General features: G+C 69.6%; 12 protein-coding genes and 1 pseudogene. 9 read left to right on the top strand and 4 right to left on the bottom strand.

Going from position 1 to position 14,858, the window contains the following annotated elements; genetic code table 11:
* The first annotated feature begins 2 nt into the window (after positions 1–2).
* Both PA27867_RS16370 and PA27867_RS16365 read left to right on the top strand, forming a co-directional pair.
* Positions 3–1,673: an MDR family MFS transporter gene (locus PA27867_RS16370; protein WP_066598139.1), complete on the top strand. Its 1,671-nt coding sequence runs from the start codon at positions 3–5 to the stop codon at positions 1,671–1,673.
* A 318-nt stretch (positions 1,674–1,991) separates the two neighbouring features.
* Positions 1,992–3,179 carry an NAD(P)-dependent malic enzyme gene (locus tag PA27867_RS16365; RefSeq protein ID WP_066598138.1) on the top strand — a complete coding sequence of 396 codons (1,188 nt, stop codon included), beginning with the start codon at positions 1,992–1,994 and terminating at the stop codon, positions 3,177–3,179.
* Between the two features lie 422 nt (positions 3,180–3,601).
* Here PA27867_RS16365 and PA27867_RS16360 read toward each other — a convergent pair whose 3' ends face one another.
* From PA27867_RS16360 to PA27867_RS16350, 3 genes are all read right to left on the bottom strand, one after another.
* Positions 3,602–4,645, bottom strand: a complete 1,044-nt coding sequence (locus PA27867_RS16360) for a hypothetical protein (protein ID WP_066598137.1) — start codon at positions 4,643–4,645, stop codon at positions 3,602–3,604.
* A 133-nt stretch (positions 4,646–4,778) separates the two neighbouring features.
* Positions 4,779–7,136, bottom strand: a complete 2,358-nt coding sequence (locus PA27867_RS16355) for a YhgE/Pip domain-containing protein (protein ID WP_066598136.1) — start codon at positions 7,134–7,136, stop codon at positions 4,779–4,781.
* Positions 7,133–7,804, bottom strand: a complete 672-nt coding sequence (locus tag PA27867_RS16350) for a hypothetical protein (protein WP_236900745.1) — start codon at positions 7,802–7,804, stop codon at positions 7,133–7,135. Before PA27867_RS16350 ends, PA27867_RS16355 begins: the two co-directional genes overlap by 4 nt.
* 76 nt (positions 7,805–7,880) lie before the next feature.
* Between PA27867_RS16350 and PA27867_RS16345 the strand changes: the two genes are divergently transcribed.
* The 7 genes and pseudogenes from PA27867_RS16345 (at position 7,881) to PA27867_RS16315 (ending at position 13,639) form a co-directional block, all read left to right on the top strand.
* Positions 7,881–8,453 (top strand): TetR/AcrR family transcriptional regulator, encoded by a 573-nt coding sequence (locus tag PA27867_RS16345; RefSeq protein ID WP_167550860.1) that lies wholly within the window; start codon positions 7,881–7,883, stop codon positions 8,451–8,453.
* Between the two features lie 66 nt (positions 8,454–8,519).
* Entirely contained in the window at positions 8,520–9,080 is a 561-nt protein-coding gene (locus tag PA27867_RS16340) for a DUF3151 domain-containing protein (protein ID WP_335582769.1), read from the top strand.
* 3 nt (positions 9,081–9,083) lie between these two features.
* On the top strand, positions 9,084–10,370 hold the full coding sequence (locus PA27867_RS16335) for an adenylosuccinate synthase (RefSeq protein ID WP_066598134.1): 1,287 nt from the start codon (positions 9,084–9,086) through the stop codon (positions 10,368–10,370).
* A gap of 77 nt (positions 10,371–10,447) precedes the next feature.
* Complete coding sequence (locus PA27867_RS16330; RefSeq protein ID WP_066598132.1) at positions 10,448–11,113, top strand: GNAT family N-acetyltransferase; 666 nt, start codon at positions 10,448–10,450, stop codon at positions 11,111–11,113.
* Between the two features lie 92 nt (positions 11,114–11,205).
* Positions 11,206–12,147, top strand: a complete 942-nt coding sequence (locus tag PA27867_RS16325; RefSeq protein WP_335582768.1) for a DMT family transporter — start codon at positions 11,206–11,208, stop codon at positions 12,145–12,147.
* A gap of 83 nt (positions 12,148–12,230) precedes the next feature.
* Positions 12,231–12,548: pseudogene (locus PA27867_RS16320) on the top strand (chorismate mutase); the annotation flags it as partial.
* A 149-nt stretch (positions 12,549–12,697) separates the two neighbouring features.
* Positions 12,698–13,639, top strand: a complete 942-nt coding sequence (locus PA27867_RS16315; protein ID WP_066598122.1) for an SDR family NAD(P)-dependent oxidoreductase — start codon at positions 12,698–12,700, stop codon at positions 13,637–13,639.
* 182 nt (positions 13,640–13,821) lie between these two features.
* Here the strand turns inward: PA27867_RS16315 and PA27867_RS16310 are convergent, their stop codons facing one another.
* Positions 13,822–14,736, bottom strand: coding sequence for an endonuclease domain-containing protein (locus tag PA27867_RS16310; protein ID WP_084021243.1), 915 nt, complete (start codon positions 14,734–14,736; stop codon positions 13,822–13,824).
* Between the last annotated feature and the right edge of the window lie 122 nt (positions 14,737–14,858).

Genomic DNA, 14,858 nt, shown 5'->3' with positions numbered 1-14,858 from the left:
TCGTGACCATCACCTCCGAGGCGCCGCTGCTCCTCACCAAGCGGCGAATCTGGATCATCTTCGGAGCCCTGATCGCCGGCATGCTCCTGTCGAGCCTCGACCAGACCATCGTCTCCACGGCGATGCCCACCATCGTCGGCCAGCTCGGCGGCGTGGAGCACCAGGTCTGGCTGACCACGGCCTACCTGCTCGCGACCACCATCGTGATGCCGGTCTACGGCAAGTTCGGTGACGTGCTCGGCCGGCGCAACCTGTTCCTCATCGCCATCGCCCTGTTCACGCTCGCCTCGGTGGGCTGTGCCTTCGCGGGCGACTTCACCCAGCTGGTGGCCTGGCGCGCCGTACAGGGTCTCGGTGGCGGTGGCCTGATGATCCTCTCCCAAGCGATCATCGCCGACATCGTGCCGGCCTCCGAGCGCGGCAAGTACCTCGGCCCGCTGGGCGCCGTGTTCGGCCTCTCCGCCGTCGGCGGACCCCTGCTCGGCGGCTTCTTCGTTGACCACCTCACCTGGCAGTGGGCGTTCTACATCAACATCCCCGTGGGCATCATCGCCTTCGCGATCGCCTGGTTCACCCTGCGACTGCCGAGCAAGAAGGCCACCCAGCCCATCGACATCCTCGGCGTGGTGTTCCTGTCCGCGTTCACGACCTGCCTGATCTTCTTCACCGACTTCGGCGGCGACTCCGCCCACGGCTGGGACGCCATCGAGACCTGGCTCTTCGGTGCCGGTCTCGTCGTGGCCGCGCTGCTCTTCGTGCTCGTCGAGGCCCGCGCCAAGGACCCGATCATCCCGCTGTCGCTGTTCCGCAACCCCACCTTCATCAACGCCACCGCGATCGGCCTCACCCTGGGGCTGGGCATGTTCTCGGCGATCGGCTTCGTGCCGACCTTCCTGCAGATGTCCTCGGGCACCTCCGCCGCGGCATCCGGCCTGCTCATGCTGCCGATGATGGTGGGCCTGATCGGCACCTCGATCATCTCGGGCATCGCCATCACCAAGACCGGCAAGTACAAGATGTTCCCGATCCTCGGCACGATCCTCACCGCGCTGGCCATGGTCGCCATGACCACGCTGGCCGCCGAGACGCCGATCTGGCTGATCTGCGTCTACCTGTTCGTCTTCGGCGCCGGCCTCGGCCTGATCATGCAGGTCGTCGTGCTGGTCTCGCAGAACTCGGTCGCGCCGTCGATGATCGGCACCGCGACGAGCACGAACAACTACTTCCGCGAGGTCGGGGCGGCGCTCGGTGTGGCCGTGTTCGGCACCATCTTCACCACCCGTCTCACCGCCAACCTCACCGAGGTCTTCGCCGGCGCCGGCGCGAACGCGACGGATGCCGCCAACGCCACCGCCAGCATCGACCCGCAGACGCTCAACGCCCTGCCCGACGCCGTGCGTGACGGCGTTGTGGCGGCGTACGCGGATGCGCTGGCTCCGGTGTTCTGGTACCTGCTGCCGTTCATCGGCATCGCGTTCATCCTGGCGCTCGTGCTCAAGCAGATCCCGCTCTCCGATGTGGCCGGCATGGTCGCGCGCGGCGAGGCGGTCGGCGGAGCCGAGGCCGAGGCGCTCGAAGCCGCCCACCACGGCCACACGGGTTCGGGCGCGAGCGCTGCTGCGCCCGCGGACAACCGCTCCGACGACGCGCGGAAGGAACCAGAGCCCCGCTAGCGGATGCCGCGGCGGGCCCCGCTCGTCCGGCTCGCCGACATGCGCCACAATGCCCCTTCGCAGCGCGCGAGGGGGCATTTCGGCGCACCTCGGCGCCGCGCCCGTCATCGACTTCGGCCGAAGTGCCCCCTGAGCGCCCGCAAGGGGGCACTTCACGGCAACTCGCCGTCACAGCCGGCGCCGGCGGATGCATCCGGACCGTCGACTAGGTCTATGGTCCCGGTCGTTCGGGCCGCGGTGGCCGTAGCCTGATTCCAGGCCGGTCTCGGGATGTCCTGCGAGTGTGCGGCTTCCCCCTCGACCGCGAAGGCCCGTGCCATGTCCCTCACCCTGTCCGCTCCGCCCACCGTCCCCGGCGCCGACGTCAGCCGCCGGGTGAGCACCGACGAGATCTTCGCTGCCCACGAGGGCGGCAAGCTGCGCATCGAGCTGGCCCGCCCCATCGACACCGCGCGCGACCTGGCCGTCGTCTACACGCCCGGCGTCGCCGAGGTCAGCCGGGCCATCCACGCGGATGCCGCCGTCGCCGCGTCGCACACCTGGGCGAGCCGTCTCGTCGCCGTCGTCAGCGACGGCACCGCGGTGCTGGGCCTGGGCGACATCGGCCCGGCGGCTGCTCTGCCCGTGATGGAGGGCAAGTCGGCGCTGTTCCAGCGCTTCGCCGGGCTCAACTCGATCCCACTGGTGCTCGACACCACCGATGTCGACGAGATCGTCGAGACCCTGGTGCGACTGCGCCACAGCTTCGGCGCCGTGAACCTCGAAGACGTGTCGGCCCCGCGCTGCTTCGAGCTCGAGGCCAAGCTGATCGAGGCCCTCGACATGCCCGTGATGCATGACGACCAACACGGCACGGCCGTCGTGGTGCTCGCGGCGATCACCAACGGTGCCAAGGTGTTGGGCCGCGACCTCCGTGGTCTCCGGGTTGTCGTCTCCGGAGCGGGCGCCGCGGGCATCGCCATCGCCGCCCTCCTGCTGGAGGTGGGGATCGAAGACGTGCTGGTGCTGGACTCGAAGGGCATCCTGAGCAATCGCCGGTTCGACCTGTTGGGCGTCAAGGCCCGGTTCGCGCTGAGGTCCAACCCGCACCAGATCCACGGCGGCCCGGCCGAGGCGCTGGTGGGCGCGGACGTCTTCATCGGCGTCTCCTCCAGCACGGTCGACGAACAGCTGCTCGCCACGATGTCGGACGACGCCATGATCTTCGCGCTGTCCAACCCCGAACCGGAAGTGGAGCCCGAGGTGGCCGCCCGCTACGCCACGATCGTCGCCACGGGACGCAGCGATTATCCCAACCAGATCAACAACGTTCTGGCGTTCCCCGGCATCTTCCGGGGTGCGCTGGATGCCGGCGCCCGCCGGATCACCACCGCCATGAAGATCGCCGCCGCCACGGCCATCGCCGACCTGGTCGGTGACGACCTGGCCGCCGATTTCATCGTGCCGAGCCCGTTCGACGACCGCGTCGCACCCGCCGTGGCCGCCGCGGTGATCGCCGCCGTCTAACACCCGCGGCGCCCGCACCCGTGGCTCCCGGCATTCCCTCGGCCCCGCCATCCCGTCGGTCGACCCTGTCGAGACCCCGCGACCCGTCCTGTGGTTCGTTCCCGTCCGTCGGTCGAGCTTGTCGAGACCCCGCGACAGGTCCTGTGGTTCGTTCCCGTCCGTCGGTCGAGCCCGTCGAGACCTCGCGACCCGTCCTGTGGTTGGTTCCCGTCCGTCGGTCGAGCCCGTCGAGACCTCGCGACCCGCCCTGCGGTTCGTTCCCCGGTCGTCGGTCGAGCACGCGACCTGTCCTGCGGGCCCGGCCATCCCGTCGGTCGAGCCCGTCGAGACCTCGCGACCCGCCCCGCGGTTCGTTCCCCGGTCGTCGGTCGAGCCTGTCGAGACCTGGTGACTCTGCCCGTGATGGCGACCGCAGACCCGCGTCAGAACAGGGTGTGCTGCACCCGGTCGAGGGGGAGTAGACCGGTCAGGGAAACCCGCAGCCCGGCCAGCCGGGGCACCCGCTCGCCCGCGAGCAAATCGCCAGCCACGGCCAGCCAGGTGTCCCGGCCGGTCGTCGCCGCCATCAGCGTGCGCTTGAGCACGATCGCCTTGCCACCGAGCTCTGGGCGCAGGGTCAGCGTGATTCCCGTCCCCGCGAGCCCGGCCCGCTCCGCGCGCTTGCAGAGCCGGTCGACGCAGGCCTGCACCAGTTCGGTCGGGGTCTTGTCGGGCCGGTCGTAGCCGGCTGTCGATCCCTCCGCAGTGAGGGAGGTGCGCGCCTCGACAGGTCGCACCACGGCATCGTCGGTGCCCTCGCGGATGCGCCACAACCGGCGGGCCATGGCTGTGCCGCAGACGTGCTGCAGCTCGTTCTGCGGAATGCCGTCCACGTCGCCGAGCCGGATCACCCCGATCCGGTGGAGCCGCGCCAGAGTGGTGGCGCCGATGCCCCAGACTTCGCTGAGGGGCAGGGTCGTGCGCAGAACCGTTTCTTCTGCGACGTCGATCACGAAGAGCCCGTCGGGCTTGGCCCGGCGGGAGGCCAGCTTGGCCATGAGCTTGGTGCGGCCCACACCCACGCTGATCGGGATGCCGAGTTCGCGGGCCACCCGTCGGCGCAGAACCTGCCCGGCCTCCACGGCGCCGGCCTGATCGGCCGCGCCCACGTCGAGGAAGGCTTCCTCGATGGAGCCGGGCTCCACGGCGACGGCCGAGTTGTGGAAGATGTCGAAGAGGGCGTCTCCCACCTCCTCGATCTCGGCCCGGGGCACATCGATCAGCATCAGCTCCGGACACTGCCGAAGCGCATCCTGGGCCAGCATCCCGGCGCGCACTCCGCGAGCGCGAGCCGGATAGGTGGCGCTGGCGATGTACACGTGGGCCACCACGGCGACGGGCTGCGCGGCGAGTTCCGGTCGGGAGCGCAACGCGACAGATGCGAAGAACGAGTCGGCGTCGGCATGGAGAATCGGGCCGGCCGTCATCGATGCTCGCCCTCGATCTGTGCCATGTACTCAATAGTACATGTGTTCGATTTGCTGGGCCGGTCGTGGTCAACGGTTGTGGGGCACGGCCACGGCCGCCGCCCCGCATCGAGCGGGTCGGCGGCCGTTCCGGTCAGCCGATCAGGCTGGGCTTGAGGTCGCGCAGGGTACGGAAGTGCGTCATCCGCACCACGCCGATCGCGGCCAGCACGAGCGCGCCGGTCAGCCAGAGCAGCAGCACGCCGGCGTCGTTCAGCGCGGTGGCCGGGTTGCCGCCGTACATCAGCTGACGGATGCCGTCGACCGCGTAGCTCATCGGCATCACGTGGTGCAGGAACGCCAGGGGAGCCGGCAGGGTTTGCCACGGGAAGGTGCCGCCGGCGGTGACGAGCTGGATCACCATGAGCACGAGGCCGACGAACTGGCCCACGCTGCCCAGCCAGACGTTCAGCGCGAGGATGATCGCTGCGAACGTCATCGCGGCCAGACCCATCATTGCGTAGGTGCCCACGGGGTTGTGCACCTCGAAGTGCAGCACGCCGGTGAGGATCCCGAACAGTGCCGCCATCTGCAGCAGCCCCAGGATGCCCGGGGTGAGCCAGCCGGCGAGGGTGATCTTCAGCGGCGAGTGCAGCGCCGTGATGGCGCGGCGGGAGACCGGCTTTACGATCAGGAACAGGGCGTAGATCCCGATCCAGCCGGCCAGGCTGGCAAAGAACGGGGCGAGCCCGGCGCCGTAGGTGCCGGCGGAAGTCACGGCCGCCTTCTGCAGGTCGACCGGGTCGGCGATGGTGGAGCCCTGCAGGTCGCGGGTGGCGGCATCCGTGTCGGGGATGCTGTTGACACCGTTGGTCAGCCCGTCGCGGAGGGTGCCCGCGCCGGTCTTGAGGCCGAGCAGCCCGTCGCTGAGCGAGGATGCTCCGGTGGCGAGGCTGTCCGCACCGGTCTTCGCCGAGCTGGCTCCGGTGCTCAGAGCCGCAGCGCCGTCGGCGGCGGAGGTCGCCCCGGAACTCAGGGTGGCGGCTCCCGCGGCGGTCTGGTCCGCGCCGGCGGCCAGGGTGGCCGCGCCGCTCGCTGCTTGGCCGGCCCCGGTGGCGAGGGCGCTGGCGCCGTCGGCGCTCTGGTGGGCTCCGGTGGCGAGGGTGGCGGCGCCGTCGGCCGTCTTGCGTGCTCCGGCCGAGGCGGTGGCCGCGCCGGTGGCCAGGGTTGTGGCCCCGTCGGCGCTCTGCTGGGCGCCGGTGGCGGTCGCGGCGGCTCCGGCGGCCAGCTGGGTGGTGCCGGTCGACAGTGTCGCGATGGCGGTGCCCGCCTGGGTGAGGGCGGCTCCGCTCTGGGTGAGGGTGCCGCCGATCGGGGTCAGGGTCGCCAGCGCCTCGTCGATCTGGGCGGGGCTCAGGCCGTCGGCGGTGAGCTGGTCGGCCAGGGCGGTCTGCGCGGCGGTGTAGACCGCTCCGGCCCCGGCGACGCCGGCGGACGCTTGCTGCGCGGCCGTGTTCAGCGCCGCTGTGCCATCGGCCACCTTCTGGGCGGCGGCGGCCACCTGGGCGGCTCCGGCCGAGACTTTGCCCGTGCCGTCAGCGAGGGATGCGGCGCCCTGCGAGAGCGCGGCGGTGCCGTCGGCCACCTGGCCGGTCGCCGTCGCGAGCGAGTCGGCGCCGGTGGCGACCTGCGCCGTGCCGGAGGCCAGGCTGCCGGCGCCCGTGCTCAGGGTGCCCGCGCCCGTGGCCAGGGCATCGGCGCCCGAGGCCACCTGGCCCGTCCCGTCGGCCACCTTGCTGGCCCCGTCGGCGACCTGCCCGGTGCCATCGGCCAGGCTGCCGGCGCCCGTGGCCAGCTGGCCGGTACCGTCGGCGAGCTGGCTCGCGCCATCGGCCAGGCTGGTGCCGCCGTCGGCCGCGGTGCCCGCGCCATCCGTCAGCTGGCCCGCGCCGTCGGCCGCGTCGACCAGGCTCGAGCGGATGTCGGAAAGCCCGATGAGCAACTGGTCGGCGGCCTGCTCGTTCACCCGGGCCACGATGGCGTCCCGGATGCTCTGCGCCGCCTGGCTGCCGATCGTGGACGCGAGGTAGCTGTTGGTGTCGTTCGTGGTGAGGGTGATGGTGGCCTGGTGTGGTGAGTCGGTCGACGAGGAAGCGATCGAGCTGGAAAAGTCGGCGGGGATCGTGACGCTGAAGTCGTAGGTGGCGTCGGCGACGCCGGCCTGGGCGGTGTCGGCGGTCACTTTGTGCCAGTCGAAGGTGCCGTCGTCGATGAGCTGCTCGGCGACATCCGACCCGTAGTTGGTGGTCGTGCCGTCGGCCTCGGTGCCGGTGTCGGCCACCACCAGGGCGACCGGCACGCGGTCCAGGCCTGCGTACGGGTCCTGGTTGGCCCACAGGTATAGGCCGCCGTAGAGCACGGGCACGAGCATCAGGGCCACGAGGGCTACCCGGGACATGGTGGTGGCGGTCAGGCGCGCCAGTTCGGCGCGGATCATGGCGAAGATCTTCACAGTTCGGCTCCGGAGCGGTCAAGGGCGTTGATGGCGTGGGCCGACGCGTCGCCGGCGATGACGAGAACGGCGTAGCCGCGTACGGCGAGGTCGCCGGCGAGTTGCCACCAGCCGAGTGGATCGCCGCCGTGCCGGTCGGGGGAGGTGAGCACGATGCCCTGCACGTCATCCCGCAGTACGGCCAGTTCGGTGAGCAGGTGGATGCGGGAGTCTGGGGCGAGGTCGGCCATGTTGGCCCTGGCCTGGTCGGCGAGGCCGAGTTCGCTCAGTAGCTGGGCCACGGCACGGCGGTGGCCCACCCGGCCGGCGAACATCAGCTCCTCCGACACCACCTCGGCCACGGTCACGTCCGGCGCGGGCTCGGAGACGCCGAGCGCGTCGATCAGGGCGATGTGGCGGCGGAGGCCCGCGTAGTCGGTGTGGCCGTCGAGAGTGACGGTTCCGGCATCCGGTCGCATCCGGCCGGAGGCGATGAGCCCGAGCACCGTGGGACGACGTTCGGTTTCGGCCTGGGCGAGAGTGACGGCGCCGGACTCGAATTCGAGTGAGGTGAGGGGGAGAGCCGAGTCCTTCGGACCCTTGGTGACGTTGGTCAGGGTGATGCGCATGCTGGAGCCTTCTTCGAGGTGGGGCGGCACCCGGTAGCCGGATGTCTGTCCGGGCGGCATGCTCCATTGCAGCGGGGCCGAATCCCACTATACTGACTAGTCAGTACAAATTTCAAGGGGTGGGACCATGGTTCGGATGACCGGCACCAAGCGGGCGATTCTCGACGCGGCGCTCGAGATCGCGGCCGAGCGCGGCATCAGTGGAACCACCATGGACGACGTCGCCGAACGTGCCGGCGTGGCCAAGGGCAGTCTCTATTACAACTTCGCGTCCAAGGACAAGCTCTTCGAGGGACTGCTCGGCGAGGGCATGGCCGCGCTCACCGAGGTCCTGCGCGAGGCCCGCACCGGCGTGGAAGGCTGGAGCGCCATCGAGGCCCTCGTCACCACACTCCTCGGAAGCATCGCGCGCAACACCGCCCTGGCCAAGATCATCGCCGGCGATATCTTCCGCACCGACCGGGCCTGGCGGGAGGCCTCGTTCACCTTCCGGCACGACGCGCTCGCCGAGTTCGAGGTCGCCATCACCGAAGCGCTGCCGGAGGCATCCGCGGTCGGTGCCTCGGCGCTCATGGCCAGCAGTGTGTTCGGCGCCACCCTCATGGCCGGGCTGGAATGGCTGCTCTTCGACGAGGAACGCCCGCAGGCCGAGGTGGTCGCCGCCGTCCTATGCACCTTCTCCGGCCGCCTGGTGCCCGCCACCCACTAGGCAGCCGGCCCCCACCGTCCCCAGTTCCGCGAACTGGAGCAAAGCACCCAGAAACGCCCTGGAGGCGTGCTTAACTCACGGTTCGGCGCCGTCTTGGTAGGATTCAGTGTGACCGGCGCAAATCTGCTTGACCAGCCCGAGACCCTCCTACCCGCGGAACCGGAGGTGACTGAGGCGCTCAGCCGAACCGGAATGCAAGATATTGCAACCGTTGTGGCGGCGCATCCGAAGTCGTCACTGGCGTGGGCAGCCCTCGCGGACGTGACCCACTCTCAGGGCCGACTGCTCGAGGCCTACGCGTATGCCCGGGTGGGCTACCACCGCGGCCTCGACGCGCTGCGCAAGGCGGGCTGGCGCGGCCAGGGCCCGATCCCGTGGTCGCACGCACCCAACCGCGGGGTGCTCCGCGCCCTGTTCGCCCTCCGCCGCGCCGCGGCCGAGATCGGCGAGACCGACGAGTTCGAACGCCTCACCGAGTTCCTGAATGGGGCCGACGCCACCGTCATCCCGCTGCTGCGCTCCGAGTCGGACGACTCCCAGAAGTTCCCGGCGGCCCCGCCCGCCGTTTCACCAGGCGAGGACCCGGCCCCGCCGACCGCTGCCTTCTTTATCCAAGGAGAAAACTAAGCTATGCCAGCCATCGTTCTGATCGGCGCCCAGTGGGGCGACGAGGGTAAGGGCAAGGCCACCGACCTGCTCGGCAGCCGGGTCGACTACGTCGTCAAGTTCAACGGCGGCAACAACGCCGGCCACACCGTGGTCGTCGGCACCGAGAAGTATGCTCTGCACCTGCTGCCCTCGGGCATCCTCACGCCTGGCGTCACCCCGATCATCGCCAACGGTGTCGTCGTCGACATCGAGGTGCTCTTCGAGGAGCTCGACGCGCTCAGCTCCCGCGGTGTCGACGTGTCCAAGCTGCGCGTCAGCGCCAACGCGCACGTGATCACCCAGTACCACCGCACCATGGACAAGGTCACCGAGCGGTTCCTGGGCAAGCGCCAGATCGGCACCACCGGCCGCGGCATCGGCCCGACCTACGCCGACAAGATCAACCGGGTCGGTATCCGCATCCAGGACCTGTTCGACGAGAACATCCTGCGCCAGAAGGTGGAGGGCGCGCTCGGCCAGAAGAACCACATGCTGGTCAAGGTGTACAACCGCCGCGCCATCACCGTCGACGAGATCGTCGACGACCTGCTCAGCTACGCCGAGCGCCTGCGCCCCATGGTCGCCGACACCGCGCTGCTGCTGCACGAGGCGCTCGTTGACGGCAAGACCGTTCTGTTCGAGGGCGGCCAGGCCACCATGCTGGATGTCGACCACGGCACCTACCCGTTCGTCACGTCGTCCAACGCCACCTCGGGTGGCGCGGTGACCGGTTCCGGCATCGGCCCGAACCGCATCGACCGCATCATCGCGGTCGTCAAGGCGTACACGACCCGCGTCGGCGCCGGCCCGTTCCCCACCGAGCTGTTCGACGAGTCCGGCGAGTTCCTGCGCGCCAAGGGCTTCGAGTTCGGCACCACCACCGGCCGCCCGCGCCGCTGTGGCTGGTACGACGCCCCGATCGCCCGCTACACGGCGCGCATCAACGGTGTCACCGACTTCGTGCTCACCAAGCTCGACGTGCTCACGGGCTTGGAGACCATCCCGGTCTGCGTCGCCTACGAGGTCGACGGCGTGCGCTACGACGAGGTGCCGGTCTCGCAGTCCGACTTCCACCACGCCAAGCCCGTCTATGAGGAATTCCCCGGCTGGACCGAGGACATCACCATGGTGCGCCGCTTCGAGGACCTCCCGAAGAACGCCCAGGACTACGTCCTCGCGCTCGAGGCCATGAGCGGCGCCCGCATCTCCGCCATCGGCGTCGGCCCCGACCGCGAAGCGATCCTCACCCGCCACGACCTCATCGACTAACTCGCGACCTGTGAGCAAAGCCCCGAAAACTCGAGTTTTCGGGGCTTGACTCACGGTTCGGCGAAGGGAGAACGCCCGTGAGTGCCCAGCGGCCTGACGAGCACGTGCTCACGGGGCGTTTCGTGTGCCTGGAGCGGCTCAGCCACGCGCACCTGCCGGAGCTGCATCGTGCCATCGCGCATCCGGCGGTCTTCGCCGGCGGTTACGGTGGCGGCCCGCACGGACTGCCCGCCGACCTCGACGAGTTCGTGGCGTTCGCGTCGAAGTACTACCAGTGGGATGCGCTGCCCTACGCCGTGCGCGTGGTGTCCGGTCCGCATGCGGGCGACCTGGTGGGCACCTCCACCCTGGGCGACATCGACCTGCCCAACGAGGCGCTGCACCTGGGCTGGACCGCCTATGCCCCGCAGGTGTGGGGAACCGCGGTGAACCCCGAGACCAAGCTGCTCATGCTCGGAGCCGCGTTCGAGCACGGCTTCGGCCGCGTCAAGATCCAGGCCGACGTGCTCAACTCCCGATCCCGGGCCGCGATTCTGGGCATCGGCGCGCAATTCGAGGGCATCAACCGGCGCGTACAGCGCCGGGCGGATGGCTCCTGGCGCGACACCGCCGTCTACTCGGTGCTTGCCGACGAGTGGCCCGTCGTGCAGGCCGGGCTGCAGAAACGCCTCGAGGGTTTCGCCGGCACATCGGTCGAATACAGCAACCCGCGCGCTCCCCGCCGCCGCGTCACCCCCGCCTGATTCCGGCCATTCGCCCGCGAATTTCGGACATCACCCTCGGGCCCGCACCGGCACGGGGTGGGCGCGGCACACCGGTGGGCTAGGGTCGGCAGGTGAGTGATGTTACGACTACCCGAAGGCCCCTGGTCGCCCTGCAATTCCTGGGCATGGGCGTCGTCTGGGGTGCCAGCTTCCTGTTCATGAAGATCGCCCTCGAGGGCGTGAGTTTCGGCCAGGTGGCCTGGTCGCGCCTCGTGCTCGGTGGCCTCACGCTGGGCCTGATCGTGCTGATCACCCGCCCGCGCATCAACAACGGCCCGGTGCTGCCACGGGAGGGCGTGGTCTGGCTGCACTTCCTGGTCATCGCGTTCACCGGATGCTTCATCCCGCACCTGCTCTTCGCCTGGGCCGAGCAATACGTCTCGTCGAGCCTGGCCAGCATTTACAACGCCGTGACACCCATCATGACCGCCGTCATGGTCACCGCGGTCTTCCGGGTCGAGAAGCTCGCCCGCGACCAGATCGTCGGCGTGCTCGTCGGCATCATTGGTGTGGTCGTCATCATCGCGCCCTGGCAGTACACCGCGCTCACCGGCGACCTCTGGGGCCAGCTCGCCTGCCTCGGTGCGGCGCTCTGCTACGGCTTCACCTTCGGCTACACCCGCAAGCACCTCAGCGGTCGGCCCATCGCCGGCACCACCTTCGCGTTCCTCAACATCGGCTTGGCCGGTGCGGCGATGCTGCTGTTCACGCCGGTCCTGGCCTGGCAGCCGGTAGCACTGACCACCCCGATCGTGCTGAGCCTGGTCACCCTCGGCGCCCTCGGCACCGGCTTGGCCTACATCTGGCACATCAACGTGCTGCGCGCCTGGGGCCCCACCACGACCTCCACGGTCACCTACGTCACACCCGTCGTGGGTGTGCTGCTCGGCGTGCTCATCCTGGCCGAGACCTTCTCCTGGCACGAACCGCTCGGAGCGCTCCTGGTCCTGATGGGTATCCTGCTCACCCAGAAGCGCGTGCGCCTGCCCCTGCGGGCACCCCGCCCCGCCTGACCGCCCCGCCATGAACCTCAGGCAACAAGCCGCGACGGGCGAGCCCGGAGCGGGCATCCGGGCCGGTGCAATATCGTAAGGACATGGCTGTAAACGAGGAATTGCCCGCCGGCGCGGGACAGGATGCGATCAATGAGTTGCAGGGCATTCGCCAGAGCATCGACAACATCGATGCCGCACTCATCCACCTGTTGGCAGAGCGGTTCAAGTTCACCCAGAGCGTGGGGCGGCTGAAGGCCGAGCACGGCCTGCCGCCGGCGGACCCGGCTCGGGAGTTCCTGCAGATCCAGCGCCTGCGCGGCCTGGCCGAAGACGCCAGGCTCGACCCGGCGTTCGCCGAGAAGTTCCTCAACTTCATCATCGCCGAGGTCATCCACCACCACGAGAAGATCGCCGGCGACACCTCGAGCGGCGTTCGGTCGGCGGGCAACACTGGCGCGGGCACCGTTTCCGGCGACGCCGCCGTCAGCGCTCCGACCGGCGATGCGCCGGCCGATGCGCCGGACGCATCGGCCCCGGGCGCCGGTCAGGGCTCCGCCGGCCCCGCCGCGTGACCTGGAACCCGCGGGCGCTGCCCGATCAAACCGGCCGCACCATCGTGGTCACGGGCGCCAACGCCGGCCTGGGCTACTTCACGAGCGAGCAACTCGCGCGTGCCGGCGCCCACGTGGTGCTGGCCTGCCGCAACCCGGCCAAGGCGGCCGCGGCCGTCGCCGCGATCCGCGGGCGCGTTCCCGGCGCATCCGTCTCAACCCTCGAGCTGGACGTCGCCGACCTCACCTCGGTGCGCCGGGCAGCAGAGCGGATGCTCGACCTTCCGCAGCTGCACGGCCTCATCCTCAACGCCGGCATCGTGCACCCGCCCACCGACCGTTCGGTGAGCCTGGACGGCACCGAGCTGGTGCTCGCCACGAATTACACCGGCCATTTCTTGCTCACCAGCCTGGTTCTGCCCGTGCTGCAGCGCACCCCCGGCAGCCGGGTGGTGTCGCTCGGGTCGATGATCTCCCGGCTGATGGACTCCTCACTCGACGATCTTCAGCTGGAGGTCACCTACAACGGCTGGAAGGCTTACGCGCAGTCCAAGATCGCGATGCAGGTGTTCGGTTTCGAGCTTGACCGGCGGCTGCACGCGGCCGGCCTCGATGGCCCGACCGGGGTGCAGAGCCTGGTGTCCCACCCCGGCTACTCGATTTCGGGGCTCACGCCCGGCATCCGCGGCGTCAACGAGGTCAGCCGTGCCAAGCGGTTCGTCGACACCCTGCAGGGCTTCATCGGCGCCCAGGGCAAGGATGCCGGTGCCTGGCCGACCGTGCGGGCGGCGATCGATCCCGCTGCCGTCGGCGGCCAGTACTACGGCCCCCGTTTCCTCACCCGCGGCACTCCGACCCTGCAGCGCCCCACACGCACCTCGCTCGACCGCGGCATCGCCGACCGCCTCTTCGCCCGCACCGAGGCCCTGGTGGGCGCCCCCTTCTCCCTCCCCGCCTAACCCCACCCTGCTCGCCCCCTCGCTGTCGTTACGTCTCGCGAAAGCGGCCAAATGGCTGCCTCAGCCGGCTGAGGTCGCCGTTTCGCCGCTCTCGTGGACTGTCGTTTTCGCGAAAGCGGCCATATGGCTGCCTCAGCTGCGTGAGGTCACCGTTTCGCCGCTCTCGCGATCCCCGCCGCGGGTCATGGGCTCCACCCCGCTGCGGCGAGGGCCGTGGTGATCTTCCGCAGGGCCGGCGAAGGCGACATCCTCAGATGCGATTTATTGATGCGGATGACGCGCCAGCCGGCCTCCATGATCGCATCAAGACGGTCCACGTCCCAGTGATACTGCTCCTCGTCGGTGCGGTGCTGCTCGCCGTCGTACTCCACGAGCACCTTGTACTTGCGAAACACGAGGTCCCCGGTCGCGATCTTGCGGCCCAGCCTGTCGAAAATCTCACCGTTCACCTCCGGTTCGGGTAGCCCTGCCCGCACGATCACCAACCTGGTCGCCGTCTCCTTGGCTGAATCCGTCCGGGGCCGCACAGACTCGAAGGCCTCGCGCAGCTTCTTCGCCCCACGTTGCCCGGTGTACCGCAACACGCCAGCGCGCAGCTCATCCATGGTCGCCAGCGGCCGCTTCCGACGTACCAGAGCATCTCCCGCTTCGATCAGGGCGTCCAATGACAACATTGTGGATAGCTGACACCATGTATCGACCGGGGAGGTCACCTGCATCCCGGTCACGACGACGACGCGAACCCGGTCGCGCTGTACCTGATGCCCCACGACGCCGCGGCCGGCGTGCCTCGATGATGCGATGTGAGTCGAGACGTGCACGCGTGGATCCTGGGCGAGGCGCAACGGCAGCGGCATATTGTGGATGAGAGCAGCGCTGGTGTGGCTGAAGAACTGTTCCCCGCTGAGATGGGGCAGGTACGAGCGGATACGGGCGAGCGGGTCGGTCGAGTCAGACGGCACCACACGGATGCCGTGGTACGGCCGCGCCAGGTCGTCACCACGCATACGCGCCCGTGTCATACCCTCGGACAGCCCTTCCTGATGGCTGAATGCGCGCCCTTGCAGCGCTCGCGGTATCTCTGTGCGCCGTTTCATCCCCAGAGGATGCGCCGTGAGCGTGTTGCCGTGCCGAAGTTATCCCCAGCCTCCACCCGGTATTCCGCGAGAGCGGTCGTGTGGTCGCTTCAGCGCGCTGAGGTAGCCATTTCGCCGCTTTC

The sequence above is a fragment of the Cryobacterium arcticum genome (assembly GCF_001679725.1).
Lineage (GTDB): Bacteria > Actinomycetota > Actinomycetes > Actinomycetales > Microbacteriaceae > Cryobacterium > Cryobacterium arcticum_A.
The sequence above is the reverse complement of the archived record's forward strand: the minus strand, read 5'-3'. Positions and strand labels throughout refer to the sequence as shown.